Raw genomic sequence first — 17,708 nt, 5'->3', positions numbered from 1 at the left:
CAACAACTTGCGGGCTTCGTGGGATAGAGCCCACCTCCACCAACGAACGGTTCGTCAAGGACCGGATAAGCCCGGAAACCCCCGAATCACAAGGGTTTCCGGGCTTTTTTATTGTCCGCAGCAGACCGGGGCAATCCGTTTCAATCCATGAGACGGTGGGGGTATATCAAGGGGTATCCGACCGCACCCACTGAAGCGATACCCCCAATGCCTCTGACCGACGCAGCCATCAGGCGCGCCAAGCCGCAGAAGATCACCGACGGCGGCGGCCTGTACCTGTACCTCTACCTCACCCCGACCGATGCACGCAGCGGGCGCTGGAAGTACCGCATCGCGGGCAAGGAGAAGCTGCCGTCGATTGGCCTGTAGCCGGACCAATTTCTGAATCGGTTGCCCGCCTCCAGCTGGTCAATCCCTACGACCATTGCACCAGCATCGGTCGCTCTCACGCACCCTCCCACTTCACGCCCGGCGGGAGGTCTGCACTTCGTTAGCCGGGAAGATCCAGTACCCGACCCCGTCGTTGTACACCACGGCATAGTTCAGCTCGAAAGTGACGTCTTTGGCCCAGACTGGCCGGACAATGTCGCTGAAACTCATGATCTCCGATATCAATTCTGACCCAAGGCGCGCCTACTAATTGGGCTGCAGAACAATTTGGTGTCGCCTTCAACCACATCCACCCTGCCGCCCAAACGAGGATTCAGCACTAAAGTCGCTGCATCTCGAATTCCATCGAGCATCGTAGAACTGGAACTCGCCCCATGTTCTGAAGCCATCGCTGCGGAGATTTCAGATCATTTTCTTGGCGAAGTTAACGTCTCGGCGGCGGCGCTGCGAGAAACGAAATCTCACAACACGGTTGACAAGTCCAGAGGGGGCTCGCAAGGATGACCACCCCAACAACGGGGAAACAAGGATTCCATATGCGTGATCTAAATAGAACTGAAGTTGCAGAGATTTCGGGTGGTTCGGGTAGCATTCAATTCCAGATTGGTCAGAGCAACGGCACTCACGTGCGTGGAAACTTCCGCGACATCGGAGAGATGGCGTATCGCTATGGAAGAATCGCGCCCTTTAGCGGAGTCGGCGCCGCAGGCATGATCTGGAAGCACATCATGATGAGGTAATGAAACAGCCCCGGCCAAGGCTTTCGCCTGGGCCGGGGTATAGGAGAACGAAATCTGTGCTCAATAGAATGACTCGCTGGAAGCCCCGCCCCGTCGCAGAAAACAAAATATTCGCGGCGGCGATCGCAATAGTTAGCGTCGGTGCGGCGCAAGGAATTCTAAACCATTTCGACGTTTTCGGCTCGAAAGCCATGACCGAACTGCTTGCCTTCCTTGTCTGCGTTTGGCTTTTCCCAAATGAGCCCGGGAGAAAATGGACATTCCCCCTTGGATTGAGCTTGATGACTATCGGGCTATTGGGGGGGGCAATTTGGATTTTCTTCATTGGATTTCCCCAGAGGCACGAAACCAACTTCCCCCACCTATCGGACGTGCCCTTGAAGTTCTATATCCTCGGTCTAGTGACAAGCTGCATCGTAGCTCCACTATTTGAGGAGAAGACTGTGAGGCATCTCCTTTGGGATGGAGCCTCCCACTACTTTGGGAGACTGGCAGCCACCATCGGCGTAAGCGCGCTATTTGCAGCGGTTCATGTCGATGGAATGATTTCGGCCTTCCTCGTCTCGTTAACCCTCTGCATCGGAACGCAATTCTTCAATCTCAACTCAGCGCAGCGATCAATAATTCACGGCATCATCAATTTATCTATGCTGCATTGGGTTCTTCTGTATCCGACACTCCGTGAATTTATTCAGTCAACTTTTGGTTCGTCATCGTAACCGCAGGAGCGGGGTTGGCGCATTTTTAGAGTAATTTAACGCTAACGCTTGGGGAACGGGAACCAACAATTGCCCTCCCTGCTTCTGCCCGCTTGGCGATTCTGACAGCACCATCGCTTTGCGTCTCCGCTGCCTTCTCTTTCCATCCCAAGATCACATTATTGAGGGCCTAGCCCATTGAAGTCGTGATTCAATCCGAGGCAGCTGAATGCGGACTCGCCTGCCTGGCCATGGTCGCCTCGCATCATGGCAACAACATCGGACTCCGGGAGCTTCGCCGCCGCCATGCACTTTCCCTCAAAGGTGCCACCCTCGCCCAAATAGTAGAGATCGGGGGAAATCTCGGATTCCGTTGCCGGCCCCTGCGCTTGGACCTGAAGCACCTGAGCCAACTTCAGTTGCCGTGCGTCGCGCACTGGGATCTCAACCACTTTGTTGTAATCAGCAAAGTTCATCGCAACGGCGTCACCGTTCTGGATCCCGCTTTTGGCAAACGCAGGCTTTCCCTGGACGAGGTCTCACATCACTTCACCGGGATTGCTCTGGAGTTGCATCCAACTGCCGAGTTCCAAGTAACCCCTCGCCCGCCAGCAGTCTCGCTTGCACAGCTGACAGGCAGGATCGAGGGGCTTTGGCGGGCTCTTGGGCTACTGCTGCTCTTGTCCGTGGCACTTCAGGTATTCGTCCTGATAGCACCGTTCTTCATGCAGTGGACCGTGGATCAAGCCCTCGTCGCATATGACAGAGATTTGCTGACTGTGCTGGGCGCTGGATTCGCCTTGGCGCTTCTGCTGCAGGTATGTATTGTGCAGATTCGAGGCAGGGCGGTCATCTATCTGTCAAACCGGCTCAACCTGCAATGGACCGGCAACGTCTTCCGCCACCTCCTGCATTTGCCCTTGAACTATTTCGAGAAGCGCCATCTAGGTGATGTCACGTCACGGATGGGAAGCATCCAGGCCATCCAGAGAACACTGACAACCAGCTTCGTAGAAGCACTCATTGACGGCCTCATGGCGGTTGTGACCCTGGGAATGATGCTGCTGTACAGCTGGAAGCTGGCGCTGGTCACGCTGTTTGCGGTTGCCCTGTATGCAATTGCACGCGCCTGCGCATTCGCGCCCCTCAGGCGAGGCACGGAGAAGCAGCTGATTGCCGGGGCACGACAGGAGAGCCATCTTCTTGAGTCGATTCGGGGAGTTCAGTCGGTGAAAGTCGCTGGCCGCGAATCAGTTCGTCAGGCGGGCTACTTCAACCTCATGAACGAGACCGTCAATCAAGACATTTGGCTCTCGAAGTTCGGGCTGAGCTTCGGTGGTGCGAATCAGCTGCTGTTTGGCCTGGAGCGCATTGCGGTCATCTGGCTGGGGGCACTACTGGCCATGGACAATGTGTTCTCCGTTGGCATGCTGATTGCTTACCTTGCCTACAAGGACCAGTTCTCGCAGCGCGTCGGAGCGTTGATCGATAAGTGGATAGAGTTCCGCATGCTTCGCCTTCACGGCGAGCGACTCTCCGACATTGTTCTCTCCGAGCCAGAGGACAACACCTACAACGGGAACGCCCTGTTGCCAGACGGGCTTCGCATTGAGGTCGAAGATCTTGGCTTCCGCTACTCCCCTGGGGAGCCATGGGTGCTGAAGAACTGCAGCTTTGTGGTGGACGCCGGTGAGTCGGTCGCAATCATTGGCCCTTCGGGCTGCGGGAAGACTACGCTTGTCAAGATACTCCTTGGGCTCCTACAGCCGACCGAGGGTCAGATCCGCATTGGCGGCGTACCCCTATCAAGGATCAGCATAGGCGACTACCGCCGCATGATCGGAGCGGTGATGCAGGATGACCAGCTTTTCGCAGGGAGTGTCAGTGACAACATTGCATTTGAGGACAATCATCACGACGAGGAACGAGTGCGTGAAGCCGCGGAGTTGGCCGCCGTGCATGACGACATCGCGGCCATGCCCATGGGCTACAACAGCCTGATCGGCGATATGGGAACGACCCTCTCTGGAGGCCAGAAACAACGGGTGATCCTCGCTCGCGCCCTGTATCGCAAACCTCAATTACTCTTCCTCGACGAGGCAACCAGCCACCTTGATGTGGAGCGCGAAAGACTGGTGAATGAGGCCGTAAAACAGCTTGAACTTACTCGGGTGATCATCGCCCATCGGCCGGAAACCATCGCCAGCGCCGACCGCGTGCTGATCATGCATGCGGGAGGAGTAGCGCACGTGCTGCCCCAGAATACATCCAGCTCCCTGGCGCCGGAGCGAGGTGGTGCAGCGGAGCTCACTGCATGAGCGGCCTCTTCCGCAAGGAGGCGATTGATGCCCAGCGGCGAAGCTGGCTGGGCGGGATATCCCTCGTACAGCCACTCCGGTTCTGGCTTCTGGCGGTGTTCACAGCGATAGCGGCCGTAGGCATCGTCAGCTTCTTCTGTATCGGCGAGTATTCGCGTAGATCGCGAGTTACTGGTGAGCTTGTGCCCGACCTCGGGCTTTCCACGGTCGTCGCCCCATCCGCTGGAGTGGTCGCAAGACTGGACGTCGAAGAGGGTGATCATGTGCAACGCCAGGACGGGCTGCTGACGATCAACGTGCCTCGAGTAACGTCCTCGGGCCAGGATGCCGTATCAACATTGCTCGACGCACAACGCTCCCGCATAGCCAGCGTGGATGCGATGAGCGAATCTCAAGATAGACAGCTGGCAGCTCAACAGGATGGCGCCGAGACCCAGCGCGCTGCGATGTGGCAGGAGCTTTCGCAGATCGCCGCGGAGATCCGTACCCGCGGCGAGCAGGTGAGAATCGGACGCGAGACCCTCGCCCGCTATCGGAGCGTCGAGGATGAGCGCTACGTAAGCCTGATTCAGATCAACCAACAAGAGCAATCGATGCTTGAGGCGGTCAATGCGCAACAAGCCCTTCAACGCCAAGCGACCTCGATTCGGCGGAACCTGGCCGAACTTGAGCAGCGGCTTGCAGAAATTCCCCATCAAAGGCTATCCGCCAAGGCAGTGTCTGAGCGTGACCTTGCCGCGTTGAATCAGGAATTTATCCGGATGGAGGCCGACGGAGAGCTGCTCCTTCGAGCCCCGGTAACTGGACTGGTGGCAAATCGACTCGTTGAGGCTGGCCAGGCGGTGCAGCCTGGCCAACCCATTCTCAGTCTGCTTCCCAAGGGGTCCGAGCTTCGAGCACAGCTGCTGGTGCCCAGCTCGGCCATAGGATTCGTTAAATCAGGCGACAGGGTTCTGCTGCGATACCAGGCCTATCCCCATCAGAAATTTGGAGCCCACGAAGGAACGGTCATCCGCATCTCTCGCAGCGCCTTGACGGGGAACCAGAAGGACGGCGACACGAAGCAGTCTCTATATCGAGTCCTGGTCTCGTTGGATCAGCAGGGAGTGCTGGCATACGGGAGGATGGAGCCGCTTCGCCCTGGCATGCAACTCGAGGCAGATATCATGGGGGAGCGTCGCAAGCTTTATGAATGGCTGCTGGAACCGCTCTATTCTGTGTCCGGAAGGCTGAAGGGCTAGTACGCGATGGCTCGATTGGACCGGCAGCAGTAAACGGTTCGTCACGAACCGAAGAAGCCCTGAAATTCCACCAGTGTGGGTTTCCGGGCTTTTTCATTTCCCGACCAGCTTCGCTGTGAAACTCCCTGAAAAGGCACCACATAGATCGAAGTCCGACAGGACATGTCGGCAACCGCCATCTTCTCTCGCTTTCGACATCACTAAACCACTTCAGAAATTTCCCACCCTCTCCTTGGGGGGGATGTGTCCGCGAAGCCGTTCGTCCTTGGTCGCCATCAAAAGGAGACCACGGGACACCTGCACCCTTCACATCCAAGCCGAGCCCGAAGGGCACGGCCTGTTCGACACATCTTCCACAAAGGAACTGTATCCATGCGTACGTCGCTTCGGGTTTCCCTTGCCAGCGCCATCACCCTGGTCCTGGCCAGCGCCCCCGCCTTCGCCCAACCCACCGAACGGGTATGGACGCGAGGCATGGCCAGCAACGAGCAGTACAGCAGTTTCATCGTCAAGTACCGGGACGGCAGCAGCAAGCGCGTCTCCGCCACCACCGCGCAGGATGCGCTGAAGAAGCGCCTCGGCGTCCAGCAGCGCAGCAAGCGTTCGATCGGCAACGCACCGCCAGCAGCCGCGTCCGTAACCCATCAACGCCGCATGGGCGGCGGGGCCGACGTGGTCACCACGGACAAGCCACTGGACCTCCCGGAAGCGCAGATCCTGATGCAGCGCATCGCCGACGATCCGGACGTCGAGTATGTGCAGCCGAACTACATGATGAGCGCATTCGCCACACCGAACGACCCACGCTACGGCGAGCAGTGGCACTACAGCAATCCGACCAGTGGTGCGCGCCTGCCCGGCGCGTGGGATCGCTCCACTGGCCAGGGCGTGGTGGTGGCTGTGGTCGATTCGGGCTACCTCAACAACAACGACCTGCAGGCCAACCTGCTGCCGGGCTACGACATGATCTCGTCGACCCGTCCGTTCAGTGATTGGCAATGCATCATCGGCGGAATGAATCCCGGCTGTGGCGGCTCCGACGATGGCGATGGACGCGACGCGGATGCCTTCGATGCCTCGGGCATCGCACACGGCACCCACGTCGCTGGAACGGTCGCTGCGGTGACCAACAACCAGATCGGCGTGGCCGGCGTGGCCTACAACGCGAAGGTCGTGCCGGTGCGCGTACTCGGCAACCAGGGCAATGGCGGTTCCGCCGACATCATCGATGGCATGCTCTGGAGTGCCGGTATCAACGTGCCCAACGTCCCGGCCAATGCGAACCCGGCCGAAGTCATCAATCTCAGCCTGGGCGGCCGCCGTGCCTGCTCGCCGGCCGAGCAGGATGCAATCGACGACATCACCGCGCAGGGCACCATCGTGGTGGTCGCCGCCGGCAACAGCAATCTGGATGTGTCCGAGTTTGCTCCGGCGAACTGCAAGGGCGTGATCGCGGTGGCTGCCAACGATCAGGGCGGGCGACGCGCGTTCTACTCCAACTATGGCGCAGGCATCCATATCACCGCACCCGGTGGTGAAACCTGGTCCTGCCGCGCGTCCGTCGGCGAGTTCCTGCCGCTGGCCACGCCGCCTAGCCAGGCCAACTGCGCCCCGACCCGTCAGCATCCGGCGCAGGGCATCCTGTCCACGGTGGGTAACAACGCCTTCGACTTCATGTCCGGCACTTCGATGGCGGCGCCTCACGTCGCTGGCATCGTCGCGCTGATGCAAGCGGTGGCGCCGGTGCCAAAGACCACCGACCAGGTCAAGGACATCCTGCGTCGCACTGCGCACCCGATCGCCGCAGCGAACTGCCCGGGTGGCTGCGGGCCAGGCATCATTGACGCGGCCGAAGCCGTGAAGGCAGCCAGCAACTGATGGCATGGCGCAGCGGCCCGGCAAGGTCGCTGCGCCCTCCTCCGTTCCTCAGTTCACGTCTGCCGGAAAGCGGCATCGCTTCACCAGCAGCATGCCCAGCATCGGCGCCAGCGCGAAGGTGGCAAACAGCCACCGGGCCGCACGCGCGGTTCCCTCGGCCCCGCCCGGCTCGATCAGTCCCGCTGCATTGGCGACCATCCCGGCAAGCGCTGCCCCGGCCGCGGTGGCGAACAGCTGGATGGTGGTGATCGACGCACCGGCGCGCTCCTGTTCCTCCGGCGGTGCAGAGGTCAGAACACGTGTCAGCAGGTGAGGCCAAGCCAGACCCACGCCGATCCCGATGACGGCCAGCGCCACGCAGATCGGCACCATCTGCAACCACGTACCGCTGCCCGCAGCCGGCACCCGCAGCGCCAGCCCGATCATGCCCACCCACCCCAGCGCCGGGCCGATCATCAACGCCCGGTCAACGGCGCGCCCGCTGAAGCCGGAGCCGACCAACGACCCGAGCGTCCAACCGGCCGCCATCAGCGCCGCGAGGTAGCCCGCAGCAAGCGGTGATTGCTGATGCAGCACCTGCAGGAACAGTGGCACGAAGACCTCGCCGCTGGTGATCATCACCACCAGCAGCGACATCAGCCCATACAACGCGGCCAGCCGCGAGCGGAGCCGGAGAGCGCCGGAAGGAAGCAGCGTCTGCTTCGCTCGGGACTCGATCCTCACCAGCACCACTGCGAGGAACACGGCCATCACGATGCCGATGAAATTGTTGACTGCGCTCGAGGATGTACTGCCAAGGGAGACGCTGATGACGGCCAGGGTCAGCAGCAGGATCTGCAGCCACGGGACCGAAGACCTGGCCGCAGCTGAAGACGATGCCTCCCTCTGCGGAAGGACGTTCGACGCCAGCAGCGCGAACAACACGGCAACCGCGGTGACCGACCAGAATGCGGCCCGCCATACGCCCCATTCGGCGAAGACGCCGCCCACCGCAGGTCCGATCAACGTCGCCACGCCCCACATCCCCGAAACCAGGGCCATCGCGCGGGGCCAGAGCGGCTCTTCGAACGCGAGCCGGATCATGGCGTAGGCCAGTGCGAACAGGAAGCCGCCGCCGACACCCTGCACCAGCCGCCCCACCAGCATCATCGGCATCGAGGTCGCGAGCGCGCAGATCACGGCACCGGCTGCGAAGATGAGCGTCGCCATTGCATAGCTTCCACGAGGCCCGGCACGTTCAAGCAGCTTGATCGACAGTGCCGACCCCAGGATGGACGCGACCACGAAGAGCGTGGTGTTCCATGCGTAGAGATCCAGGCCACCGATGTCCTCCACCACGGTTGGCAACATGGTGGTGGCGATGTAGACGTTGACCGCATGCAGTGCGACCCCGCCCGCCAGGGCAAGTGAGCGCACTGCATTGCGGCCGGACAGGAGATCGCCCCAGCGGGTGCCGGGGACGGCGATGCCTTGCTGTTCCATTTTCGTTCAAACCTATGATTCATGACCTGCAGCCCAGGGTTCACATGCAGGAAAAAGGGAACTGCCTTATAAAACCTCATGTATTGATGAGGTCAAGGAACCCCGGCCATGAAGATCGATGTCAGCGTTCCGCTTTCCGTGGGCGAAGTCGCGCGTCGCAGCGGGGTCAGCATTGCCACCGTCCACTTCTATGAAGCCAAGGGACTGATCCATGGCTGGCGCAACAACGGCAACCAGCGCCGCTACCGCCGCGACGTGCTGCGGCGCATTGCCGTGATCAAGGTCGCACAGCGTGCAGGCGTTCCCTTGGCCACGATCAAGATCGCGCTGGATGATCTTCCAGCCGAACGGGCGCCCAGTTCGAAGGACTGGGCAAGGCTGTCCAGCAACTGGCGCGACATGCTGAACGAGCGCATCCGCAGCCTGGTCCAGCTGCGCGACCAGCTTGACGGCTGCATCGGCTGTGGTTGCCTGTCACTGAAGGACTGTCCGTTGCGAAACCCTGGCGACCAGTTGTCACAACGCGGCGACGGCGCCGTCTTGCTTGAATCGGACGACGGCAGCCGGAATGGGTCATGATCCATTGCTGCACGCGGCACTGACTGGAACATCGCACAATGAGGCGGCATCCTCCGTCCGTGTTGCTGCCCACTACCTACAGAAGGACCTGCGATGAGAATCGTGATCATCACCTCTGCCCTGCTCCTGGCTGCTTGTGCCGCGACCCCGGCTGCGCACGCGGCTGCACCCGCCATCGCGCCGCCCGGCACCGCAACACTCGAAGCCCTGCTGGCCTGCAAGGCAGGCTCGACCTTCAGCGAAGCCGAGGCCATCGATGCCCTGCAGGCAGCCGGCCTGGCCAGGAAGCCTGGTGGCACGTTCGAGCCGGAAACCACGCCGGTCGCCCTGTTCGGCGGTACCGTCACCCATGCCGACGTGAATGTCGCCGAGGGCGAGAAGAGCATCTTCGTCTACTTGAACGGTGTCGACCCCAAGCGCCTGGCCAAGACCTGGTCGGTGACCACGGTCAACGAATACGCCAACACCGAAGCACCGTCCTACGTGAAGCGCATCGACAAGCACCACACCCTGCACGTGATTGCCGGTGATGATTACGAAGGCTATTCCGCTGCCGTGAAGTGCCAGATCACACCGTGACGGCCTGACCCGCGCTAGAGCCAGCGCCGTATCCGCTGGCGGAAGGCTGCGTATGCCTCGGGAAAGCGGGCCGACAGTGCCCGCTCTTCCGGCATGATCTGCCATCGGTTGATGTACAGCACGAACAACGGCACGGCCAGCAGTGCGGTCAGGTTCTGCAGGTACAGCATGGCACCTGCCAGGACAGTGGCCTGGCCCAGGTACATCGGGTTGCGCGTATAGCGGTACACGCCGTGCGTGACCAGCATGCTCGACGTCGCTGGCCGCAGGGGGTTGACCGTGGTGCCCACGCGCCGGAAGGCCAGCTTCGGCAGCAGGTTCAATACCACGCCGAAGGCCATCACCAGACCCGCAAGCAACTCCGGCACGGGTAGCTGCAGCGCCCCGCCCGGCTGCCATCGGCTGCCCATGTAGCCGATGGCGGCGCACAACAGCATCACAAGAGGCGGAGGAACACGGGTCTCAAGCCATCGCATCGCAGCCCCGCATTCATCCTGTTCACCCCAGTGTCACACGGGAATGCCTGAATCGCCCGGTTGGCGGCATTTCCGCGCTCCAAACCGACCGCCCGGTATCTTCCGCTTTGACATGCCGACCGCTAGAGTGGCGCCACCGCGCAGGAGGATCGTATGGCAACCACGGGCTTGGGCTTCATCGGCCGCACGACCCTCATCATCACCGTGCTGCTCACCCTGGGCGGCTGCGCGACGTTGCGCCAGTTCGGGCCGTCGGTGCAGGTGGCCTCGGTCACCCCCGGCCAGTACATCGCCCTGAAACGCGGCGACATCCTGACCACCGGCAAGCTCAGTTCGGCCACCATGGAGACGCTGCGCGTCGCCGGCCTCGACGAAGGCGTCTGCGCCAAGCCAGGCCTGCCCTGCATCGAGGCGATGGAAGGCAGCATCGTGGTGCGCGAGGAGGACAAGCGCTCAAGCCTGGCCGAACTGTGGCTGCAGTATGCGATGACCTTGCCCGCGCCCAAGCGCGAGTACTCCACGTCAGGCCGTGCCAAGAGCGCGATCACCGAACTGGATGCGGACTTCCAGCCGCGCCTGGACGCGTGGATGCAGGTCGCGCGGCAGGCCTACGCCTACCTGTTCTTCACCGAGCGCACGGCCAACCAGCGCGGTTTCGAAGACCGCCAGACCCAGGTGCGCGACTACTACAACCTGGCCGTGCAGGAAGCCTCGGTACAGTTGTACAACGCCTATGCCACCGGGCGCGTGCATGGTGAAGCCAGCCACTTCCAGCTGGGCCGCTGGACGTTCGTGCTGGCGCCGTCGGGCCAAGCATCACCGCTGGATACGCGTACGCCCACCGAACTGGTACCGGCAGCCTCGCTGTCGTTCACCGGCACGCTGCGCAGCGTGCATCGCCGCGATGGCTTCGGTGCCGAACTGGTGGCCGTGATGGATGATCCAGCCGCCACTACGGCCACCACAGCCGCCGCGCAGGCCACCACGCCCGTCACGCAGAGCTGGAGCGAGATGCCGTCGCCATCGATGACGGTGCTGCTGCGCTTCTCCGGAAAGAACCTGTGGGAAGTACTGCACGACGACGAGCCGGAACTGGAGATCCACGATCCCTACCAGGTCACGGAAGTCACCCTGCATGGGCAGCAGGTGCCATTGGCCGCGAACTTCACCGCAGGCTACGCACTGTGGCTGGCGCGCTCCAATTTCAGCCACCAATCGCTGCGTTCGCTGTTCGGTGGCAAGGGCGGCATCGACACGCCGCATCTATACATGATGCAGCCCTACGACCCGAACCGCCGCGTGCTGCTGATGATCCATGGCCTGGCCAGCAGCCCGGAAGCCTGGGTCAACGTCGCCAACGAGCTGATGCGCGACGACGAGATCCGCCAGGACTTCCAGGTCTGGCAGTTCTACTACCCGACAAACATGCCCATCGCGATGAGCCACGATGCGATGCGCCATACGCTGGATGAGGTGTTCAAGCACTTCGACCCCAGCGGCAAGGCGCAGGCCTCTCATGACATGGTGCTGGTCGGGCACAGCATGGGTGGGGTGATCTCACGGCTGATGGTGTCTTCTTCCGGCGACCACCTGGTAGAGACCCTGCTGGCGACCGCACAGATGACGCCTGCGCAGCAGGAGCTGCTGCGCACCAAGGGCGCGCCGGTGCTGACCTTCCTGCCGGAACCGGAAGTATCGCGCGTGGTATTCATTGCCACGCCGCACCGCGGTACCGATGTGGCGAGCACCCGCCTCGGCCGCTGGATCGGCCGCCTGGTACGGCTGCCACTGACCGTCCTGGAGGACGTGGCCACCATCGCCAACGACGGCAAGATCGATCGCAACGACGGCAAGCATGGCTACCAGATGAACAGCATCCAGAACCTGGACAAGGACGATCCCTTCGTGCGCGCCGTGGCCGACCTGCCGATGGCACCGAAGGTGCGTTACCACTCGATCATCGCGCGCGCCAAGGCAGATGGTCCGCTGGAAAAGACCGACGACGGGCTGGTGCCCTACTGGAGCTCGCACCTTCCGCACGCGGATTCGGAGAAGGTGATCGTGTCCGGGCACAGCGTGCAGGAAGCCACGCCGGCCATCGTCGAACTGCGGCGGATCCTGCATGAAGACATGCAGGAGCACGACCGGCAGAACAAGTAACGCAAGCGTGGCGGCATCACGGCAGCAGTGCTCTGGCGGGCCGGGACACCGCCACTGAGGCATGACCGGCGTACTCAGCCTTGTCCGTGGGCCGCAGCGTCGGTGATCAGTTCGGCCACCGCTACCGGCTGCGATGCCAACGAAGCATGACTGGCGTCCAGCGTAATGCTGGCACGTGGCTGCATGCGGGCCGCCATGCGCCGCTGGTTGTCAGGGTGGATCATGTGGTCAGCGCTGGAGACCTGGTACCAGCTCGGCTTGTGTCGCCACGCCGGGTCACTGACGGCATCACCGAACGTGCTCGCCATCGGCGCCTTCTGCGTGACCGCCATCACCCGCGCCTCGTCGGCCTGCAGGTCCTGGCAGAAACTCTCGTGAAATTTGCCGGGCTGCAGCCACAGATAGCCGTCGCTGTCCGGCGCCAGATTGGCCGCCGCCTGCGGCAGCTGTTGCTCGGTAATGCCACCGGGACTCTCACCCGCATCCGGCGCGAACGCGGCGATGAACACCAGGCCGGTCACGTTGGGTTCGTTTCCGGCTTCGGAGATCACCGCGCCACCATAGGAATGACCGACCAGCAGCACCGGCCCCGGGATCTGGCGGATCATGCGCCGGGTTCGCTCTGCGTCGTCGGCCAGCGACGTCAATGGCAGTTCCACGGCATGCAGGTCGTGGAAACCCCGGCGATCGAGCTCCAGGATCACCTTGGACCAATGCGCGGCGCCACCCCAAAAACCATGAACCAGAACGATGCTTGGCTTGCTCATCTTGCAGAACTCCTCACTTGGATGGGATCGTTGCCCGACAGCCACCAGCGCTGCCTGAAGCCACCCGACCAGACTACGGATCGCCACTGCCAGCGGCGATGCACGGACTCCTGAAAACCATGCCAAGGCTCCACACCACCGAATCGCTCCAGGCCGGATCCGATGCCTTGTTTGCGATCTTCCAGTCCTCGCGCATGCACGGCGGCGACATCACCCGCCACGTCGTGCAGCCCGATGGAACCCGCATCATTGCCGAGGGGCGCGGCTGCTTCCATTTCATCGAACAGGGCACGGCACGTCTGCATGCGGATGCAGCGGTCGTGCCACTGCAGGCCGGCGAGCTGCTGTTGATGCCGCATGGCCGGACACATCGCATCGACTGTGCCGGCGAAGCTCTGCGGCCCGTCCATCTGACCACGGCATCCTTTGGATTTGACGGCCCAGGCAGCCAGTTGCTGCTTGATGCCCTGCCCGGCTGGCTGCATGTCCCCGGGGTGGACCGGATGCCAAACGGATTTCCCGCCAGCTCGGCCGATTGGGTGGCGGTTACCCTGGGCGCGATCCAGGTTGAAGCGGCCCGGCCCACCCTGGGCAGTGGGCTTATGCTGTCACGCCTGCTCGACCTGTTGTTTGTCTGGACGCTGCGCTACTGGCTGGGAACCTCCAGTCCACACAACTGCCAGCGTCTGCATGCGCTGGCCGACCCATTGATCGGGCGGGCACTGGCGTTGATGCAGGCACACCCCGCACAGGCATGGACGGTCGAGTCTCTGGCGGCAAGCCTGAATCAATCGCGCTCGAATTTCGCGCAGCGGTTCAGCCTGGCCACTGGCATGTCACCCATGCGCTATCTCGCTGGATCGCGGCTGCAACTGGCCGCAGAGCTGCTGCGCAGCGGAAACCGGCGGGTTTCTCAGATCGCCGGAGACGTCGGGTATCTCTCCGAACCGGCATTCAGTCGTGCTTTCCGCCGCGCCTTCGGTATGAGCCCGAATGCCTGGCGCCAACAGGTGGCAACGTCGCGCGAATGAGGGGAAAACCCTCATCGCCTGTACGCATCCGCCCTTCTATGCTGGCTCCACTACCCCACTGGAGGTCCGCATGAACACGCAAGAGCCCAGCCGCCACCCCAGCCCCGATCCGGCCGAGCGCGACGCCTTCTTCCCGTCGCCGTACTCGCTGTCACAGTTCACATCGGCGAAGAGCGACCTGTCCGGCGCCGACTATCCCGACGCGCGCCGCGATGGCCGCTGGAAGGTGCTGATGATCGCTGCGGACGAACGCTATCTGCCCACCGCCAACGGCCACCTGTTCTCCACCGGCAACCATCCGGTGGAAACCCTGCTGCCGATGTACCACCTGGACAAGGCCGGCTTCGACATCGATGTGGCCACGCTGTCCGGCAACGCCGCCAAGTTCGAGTGGTGGGCGTTCCCGCATGAGGACAAGGAGATCGGCGGACTGTACGACCGCTACGAAGCCCGCTTCCGCCAGCCACTGCCGTTGGATGAGGTGGTGGCAGGCCTCGATGCCGCGTCGGACTATGCAGCCGTGTTCATTCCCGGTGGCCACGGCGCCCTCATCGGACTGCCGCAGAGTCGCGCGGTAAAGGCAGCCCTGCACTGGGCGATGGCCGAGCAACGTCACATCATCACCCTCTGCCACGGCCCGGCCGCATTGCTGGCCACAGGCGTTGACGAGGCCGACGGTGGTTCGCTGTTCCGCGGCTACCGCATCTGTGCCTTCCCCGATGCGATGGACCGGCAGACGCCGGAGATCGGCTACATGCCCGGGCAGCTGCCGTGGTTCTTCGGTGAGCGCCTGGCGCAGCAGGGCGTGCAGATCGTCAACGACGGCATCGATGGCAGCGTGCTGCAGGACCGCCTGTTGCTGACCGGCGACAGCCCGCTGGCCGGCAATGCGCTGGGCAAGCTGGCCGCGCGCACGCTGCTGGACGCATTGGCCGGGCGCTGACTGGCGTGAGCGATCTGGTGCAGGCGTTGCTGGAACTGGATCGCGCCCGCTCACTGAGTGCGGTGGGCGCGGTACTGCGCGGCATCTTTGCACCGCTGGGCTACGACCGCGTGCTGGTGTTCGCCACCGGCACGGGGTTGGAACGCGGTACCCAGCGCGTGTACTGGATCGAGGGCGACTGGTTCGGCGACGGCAGCACTACCGACCTCGCGCGCTACCTGCACGCCTGTCCGGTCAATCGCCACGTTCTGGACAGTGACGCGCCGTTCTTCTGGAGCAAGCGCCAGGGCGTTCGCGGCGAACGCTATCAGGTGGTAAAGCAGCCACGTGGTGAAGGCCTGCACGGTCTGCAGGTGCCGGTGTTCGGCACCACAGGGCTGGAAGGCGCGATCAGTTTTGCCGGGACAGCGATCGATGCATCGGCCAGCGCGCGACTGCTGCTGGATGCTGCTGCAGCTGCAGCATTCCGTGCCGCACGCCGGCTTTCCGAGACGCCCACCGAGCTTTCCGGAAGTGCGTTGAGCACGCGCGAACGCGAGGTGCTGCGCTGGGTCGCCGCCGGCCGTCGCCAGGCGGAAATCGCGGCCACGCTGGGGCTTTCCGCCCGTACAGTGGAGAATCATCTGCGACGCGCGCGCCAGCGCCTGGGCGTGGCAACCACCGCGCAGGCGGTGCGTGCTGCCAGTCGGCGCGGCGAGATCGAGGACTGATCCGGGCAAGACACTTCCGGCGCTCTGGTTCGCGTGTTACACACGCCATGCGCATGTGCGCGATTGCAGAAAGCAAGGACGATGCTTATGAAACTGCAACTGGCCGCGATGGCCGCGTTGGTGATGGCAACGGCAACCCTGGCTCCGGTGGCGGACGCCAATGCCGGGGGACCGAAAGAAAATGTTTCGTGCGTGCCGGTGAAAGTGGACCACAACCGGGTCCACCAGCACTGCACGGAAACCTACACCGATGAGTTCGGCAACGTGTACGAAGCCGAGTACTGGATCGACGAGTACGGCAACCCTTACCTGCGCGACTGAGCCGGCAGGGGACTGCGCCGGGCCGCCCGCCGGGCCGGCGCGCATGCAGCAGCTGACGCTCGGGCGCATGCTCTACCCGGGGGTAGTTGCACGACACCGCGCAGATGCGCGATTGCAGACACAAGGATGATGCCCATGAAACTGCACCTGGCCTCGATGGCCGCACTGATGTTTGCCGTGGGAGCTCTCTCCACGCCGTCCCAGGCCACCGCCGGCGGTGGTGGCGGTGGTCCGGAGAACACGAACTGCGTCCGGGTCAAGATGGGGCCCTATTACCATCAACGTTGCGAAGTGACGTACTTCGACGAGGACGGCACTCCCTACATCCAGGTGTACTGGATTGACCAGAATGGCCAGTGGTACCTGCCTGCCGACTGAGCACCCATGACCTTCTGATCGCGCCCTCGCGATCCGCCGGGCGGGACCTTCACCGCCCGCCCGGCATCTTCCATCCGCCCATCCCGGCATATCGCCGACCCCACCGTCCATGGCATGCTTCATGAAACCGTTTTCATGGAATGGAGGGATTCCACGATGTTGTCGCGTTTCCGTCGCCCTGCGCTGTGTGCGCTGCTGGCGCTTGCTCTGCCCGCCGTCGCCTGGGCTGCTGCGCCGGCGCCACTGAAAGTGATGTCGTTCAATGTCCGTACCCCGGCCGATACCGAACCGGGCAAGCGCTGGCCGGACCGTCGCGATGCCATGGTCAAGGTCATCCTCGATGCACACCCGGCCGTGATCGGCACGCAGGAGCTGGTGAAGGAACAGGCCGACTTCCTGTCCGGGCATCTGCCCGGCTACCGCTGGTTCGGTGAAGGCCGCCGCGGTGGCAGCGGCGATGAACACATGGGCGTGTTCTACGACAGCAAGGTGCTGGCCATCGAGGAATCCGGCAACTTCTGGTTATCCGATACGCCCGAAGTACCCGGCAGCATCACCTGGGGCAACCTGTACCCGCGCATGGTCACCTGGGCCCTGTTCCGGCGCCTGGACGATGGCCGCCGTTTCTACTTCATGAATACCCACCTGCCCTACCGCGACGAGGACGAACCGCGCAGGGTGAAGGGTGCCGAGCTGATCGGCAAGCGCCTGCAAGCCCTGCCTGCCGACCTACCGGTGGTCCTGACCGGTGACTTCAACAGCGAGCCCGGCGGTGACACCTACAAGGCGTTCACCCGCCTGCTGCAGGACACACGCACGCAGGTGAAGGCACCGCAGGGACCACGCCTGACCTTCCACGACTTCACCGGCAAGGCCACCGTGCAGCTGGACTGGGTGCTGGTGCGGGGCTTCCATGCCCGCAGTTTCCTCACCGATGACCGCCGCATCGACGGCGTGCTGCCGTCGGATCACTTCCCGCTGGTGGTCGAGCTGGACTGGCCGACGCACTGAATCTCT

18 protein-coding genes are annotated in these 17,708 nt (G+C 62.8%); 14 read left to right on the top strand and 4 right to left on the bottom strand.

From position 1 onward, the window contains the following. The first annotated feature begins 207 nt into the window (after positions 1-207). Entirely contained in the window at positions 208-369 is a 162-nt protein-coding gene (locus AC5O77_RS11525; protein WP_219635146.1) for an integrase arm-type DNA-binding domain-containing protein, read from the top strand. Positions 370-462: 93 nt separating this feature from the next. Here AC5O77_RS11525 and AC5O77_RS11520 read toward each other — a convergent pair whose 3' ends face one another. Then, the gene (locus AC5O77_RS11520; RefSeq protein ID WP_478057025.1) at positions 463-600 is read right to left on the bottom strand and encodes a hypothetical protein; all 138 of its coding nucleotides are present in this window, start codon (positions 598-600) and stop codon (positions 463-465) included. Between the two features lie 598 nt (positions 601-1,198). Between AC5O77_RS11520 and AC5O77_RS11515 the strand changes: the two genes are divergently transcribed. From AC5O77_RS11515 to AC5O77_RS11500, 4 genes are all read left to right on the top strand, one after another. Continuing rightward, positions 1,199-1,849, top strand: a complete 651-nt coding sequence (locus AC5O77_RS11515; RefSeq protein WP_478057026.1) for a CPBP family glutamic-type intramembrane protease — start codon at positions 1,199-1,201, stop codon at positions 1,847-1,849. Positions 1,850-2,025: 176 nt separating this feature from the next. Then, positions 2,026-4,146, top strand: a complete 2,121-nt coding sequence (locus AC5O77_RS11510) for a peptidase domain-containing ABC transporter (protein ID WP_478057121.1) — start codon at positions 2,026-2,028, stop codon at positions 4,144-4,146. Further along, a complete protein-coding gene (locus AC5O77_RS11505; protein ID WP_478057027.1) occupies positions 4,143-5,387 on the top strand; it encodes an HlyD family secretion protein in 1,245 nt (414 codons plus the stop codon). Before AC5O77_RS11510 ends, AC5O77_RS11505 begins: the two co-directional genes overlap by 4 nt. A gap of 372 nt (positions 5,388-5,759) precedes the next feature. Then, positions 5,760-7,265, top strand: coding sequence for a S8 family serine peptidase (locus AC5O77_RS11500; RefSeq protein WP_223224726.1), 1,506 nt, complete (start codon positions 5,760-5,762; stop codon positions 7,263-7,265). A gap of 48 nt (positions 7,266-7,313) precedes the next feature. Here AC5O77_RS11500 and AC5O77_RS11495 read toward each other — a convergent pair whose 3' ends face one another. Further along, positions 7,314-8,747, bottom strand: a complete 1,434-nt coding sequence (locus AC5O77_RS11495) for an MFS transporter (protein WP_494506824.1) — start codon at positions 8,745-8,747, stop codon at positions 7,314-7,316. Positions 8,748-8,855: 108 nt separating this feature from the next. Between AC5O77_RS11495 and soxR the strand changes: the two genes are divergently transcribed. Together soxR and AC5O77_RS11485 are read left to right on the top strand one after the other, a co-directional pair. Next, complete coding sequence (soxR, locus tag AC5O77_RS11490) at positions 8,856-9,326, top strand: redox-sensitive transcriptional activator SoxR (RefSeq protein ID WP_032128280.1); 471 nt, start codon at positions 8,856-8,858, stop codon at positions 9,324-9,326. A gap of 93 nt (positions 9,327-9,419) precedes the next feature. Then, positions 9,420-9,905 carry a hypothetical protein gene (locus AC5O77_RS11485; RefSeq protein ID WP_049423592.1) on the top strand — a complete coding sequence of 162 codons (486 nt, stop codon included), beginning with the start codon at positions 9,420-9,422 and terminating at the stop codon, positions 9,903-9,905. A gap of 14 nt (positions 9,906-9,919) precedes the next feature. On the opposite strand, the gene AC5O77_RS11480 is transcribed toward AC5O77_RS11485, so the two are convergent. Beyond that, entirely contained in the window at positions 9,920-10,381 is a 462-nt protein-coding gene (locus AC5O77_RS11480; RefSeq protein ID WP_494506823.1) for a methyltransferase family protein, read from the bottom strand. 153 nt (positions 10,382-10,534) lie between these two features. Between AC5O77_RS11480 and AC5O77_RS11475 the strand changes: the two genes are divergently transcribed. Further along, positions 10,535-12,541, top strand: coding sequence for an esterase/lipase family protein (locus AC5O77_RS11475; RefSeq protein WP_180836707.1), 2,007 nt, complete (start codon positions 10,535-10,537; stop codon positions 12,539-12,541). Positions 12,542-12,615: 74 nt separating this feature from the next. Here AC5O77_RS11475 and AC5O77_RS11470 read toward each other — a convergent pair whose 3' ends face one another. Beyond that, a complete protein-coding gene (locus AC5O77_RS11470; RefSeq protein ID WP_125895148.1) occupies positions 12,616-13,308 on the bottom strand; it encodes an alpha/beta hydrolase in 693 nt (230 codons plus the stop codon). 167 nt (positions 13,309-13,475) lie between these two features. Here AC5O77_RS11470 and AC5O77_RS11465 point away from each other — a divergent pair, with 167 nt between their 5' ends. The 6 genes from AC5O77_RS11465 (at position 13,476) to AC5O77_RS11440 (ending at position 17,702) form a co-directional block, all read left to right on the top strand. Then, the gene (locus AC5O77_RS11465; protein WP_478445686.1) at positions 13,476-14,339 is read left to right on the top strand and encodes a helix-turn-helix domain-containing protein; all 864 of its coding nucleotides are present in this window, start codon (positions 13,476-13,478) and stop codon (positions 14,337-14,339) included. 70 nt (positions 14,340-14,409) lie between these two features. Next, a complete protein-coding gene (gene hchA, locus AC5O77_RS11460) occupies positions 14,410-15,282 on the top strand; it encodes a glyoxalase III HchA (protein ID WP_180836703.1) in 873 nt (290 codons plus the stop codon). Positions 15,283-15,287: 5 nt separating this feature from the next. After that, positions 15,288-15,992, top strand: coding sequence for a PA1136 family autoinducer-binding transcriptional regulator (locus tag AC5O77_RS11455; RefSeq protein ID WP_180836700.1), 705 nt, complete (start codon positions 15,288-15,290; stop codon positions 15,990-15,992). A gap of 87 nt (positions 15,993-16,079) precedes the next feature. Beyond that, positions 16,080-16,313 carry a hypothetical protein gene (locus AC5O77_RS11450; RefSeq protein ID WP_032128272.1) on the top strand — a complete coding sequence of 78 codons (234 nt, stop codon included), beginning with the start codon at positions 16,080-16,082 and terminating at the stop codon, positions 16,311-16,313. Between the two features lie 135 nt (positions 16,314-16,448). Beyond that, positions 16,449-16,691, top strand: a complete 243-nt coding sequence (locus AC5O77_RS11445) for a hypothetical protein (RefSeq protein ID WP_049462602.1) — start codon at positions 16,449-16,451, stop codon at positions 16,689-16,691. Positions 16,692-16,847: 156 nt separating this feature from the next. Continuing rightward, positions 16,848-17,702, top strand: coding sequence for an endonuclease/exonuclease/phosphatase family protein (locus AC5O77_RS11440; RefSeq protein WP_494506822.1), 855 nt, complete (start codon positions 16,848-16,850; stop codon positions 17,700-17,702). The last annotated feature ends 6 nt before the right edge of the window (positions 17,703-17,708 follow it).

The organism is Stenotrophomonas sp. INTA L402-1 (genome assembly GCF_059295135.1).
This window is presented reverse-complemented; position numbering and strand designations above follow the sequence as displayed.

Coding starts and splice junctions, on each gene's coding strand:
- AC5O77_RS11525 (WP_219635146.1), top strand. CDS start 208: ATGCCTCTGACCGACGCAGCCATCAGGCGCGCCAAGCCGCAGAAGATC.
- AC5O77_RS11445 (WP_049462602.1), top strand. CDS start 16,449: ATGAAACTGCACCTGGCCTCGATGGCCGCACTGATGTTTGCCGTGGGA.
- AC5O77_RS11500 (WP_223224726.1), top strand. CDS start 5,760: ATGCGTACGTCGCTTCGGGTTTCCCTTGCCAGCGCCATCACCCTGGTC.
- AC5O77_RS11485 (WP_049423592.1), top strand. CDS start 9,420: ATGAGAATCGTGATCATCACCTCTGCCCTGCTCCTGGCTGCTTGTGCC.
- AC5O77_RS11470 (WP_125895148.1), bottom strand. CDS start 13,308: ATGAGCAAGCCAAGCATCGTTCTGGTTCATGGTTTTTGGGGTGGCGCC.
- AC5O77_RS11520 (WP_478057025.1), bottom strand. CDS start 600: ATGAGTTTCAGCGACATTGTCCGGCCAGTCTGGGCCAAAGACGTCACT.
- soxR (WP_032128280.1), top strand. CDS start 8,856: ATGAAGATCGATGTCAGCGTTCCGCTTTCCGTGGGCGAAGTCGCGCGT.
- AC5O77_RS11480 (WP_494506823.1), bottom strand. CDS start 10,381: ATGCGATGGCTTGAGACCCGTGTTCCTCCGCCTCTTGTGATGCTGTTG.
- AC5O77_RS11515 (WP_478057026.1), top strand. CDS start 1,199: ATGACTCGCTGGAAGCCCCGCCCCGTCGCAGAAAACAAAATATTCGCG.
- AC5O77_RS11440 (WP_494506822.1), top strand. CDS start 16,848: ATGTTGTCGCGTTTCCGTCGCCCTGCGCTGTGTGCGCTGCTGGCGCTT.
- AC5O77_RS11475 (WP_180836707.1), top strand. CDS start 10,535: ATGGCAACCACGGGCTTGGGCTTCATCGGCCGCACGACCCTCATCATC.
- AC5O77_RS11495 (WP_494506824.1), bottom strand. CDS start 8,747: ATGGAACAGCAAGGCATCGCCGTCCCCGGCACCCGCTGGGGCGATCTC.
- AC5O77_RS11505 (WP_478057027.1), top strand. CDS start 4,143: ATGAGCGGCCTCTTCCGCAAGGAGGCGATTGATGCCCAGCGGCGAAGC.
- hchA (WP_180836703.1), top strand. CDS start 14,410: ATGAACACGCAAGAGCCCAGCCGCCACCCCAGCCCCGATCCGGCCGAG.
- AC5O77_RS11450 (WP_032128272.1), top strand. CDS start 16,080: ATGAAACTGCAACTGGCCGCGATGGCCGCGTTGGTGATGGCAACGGCA.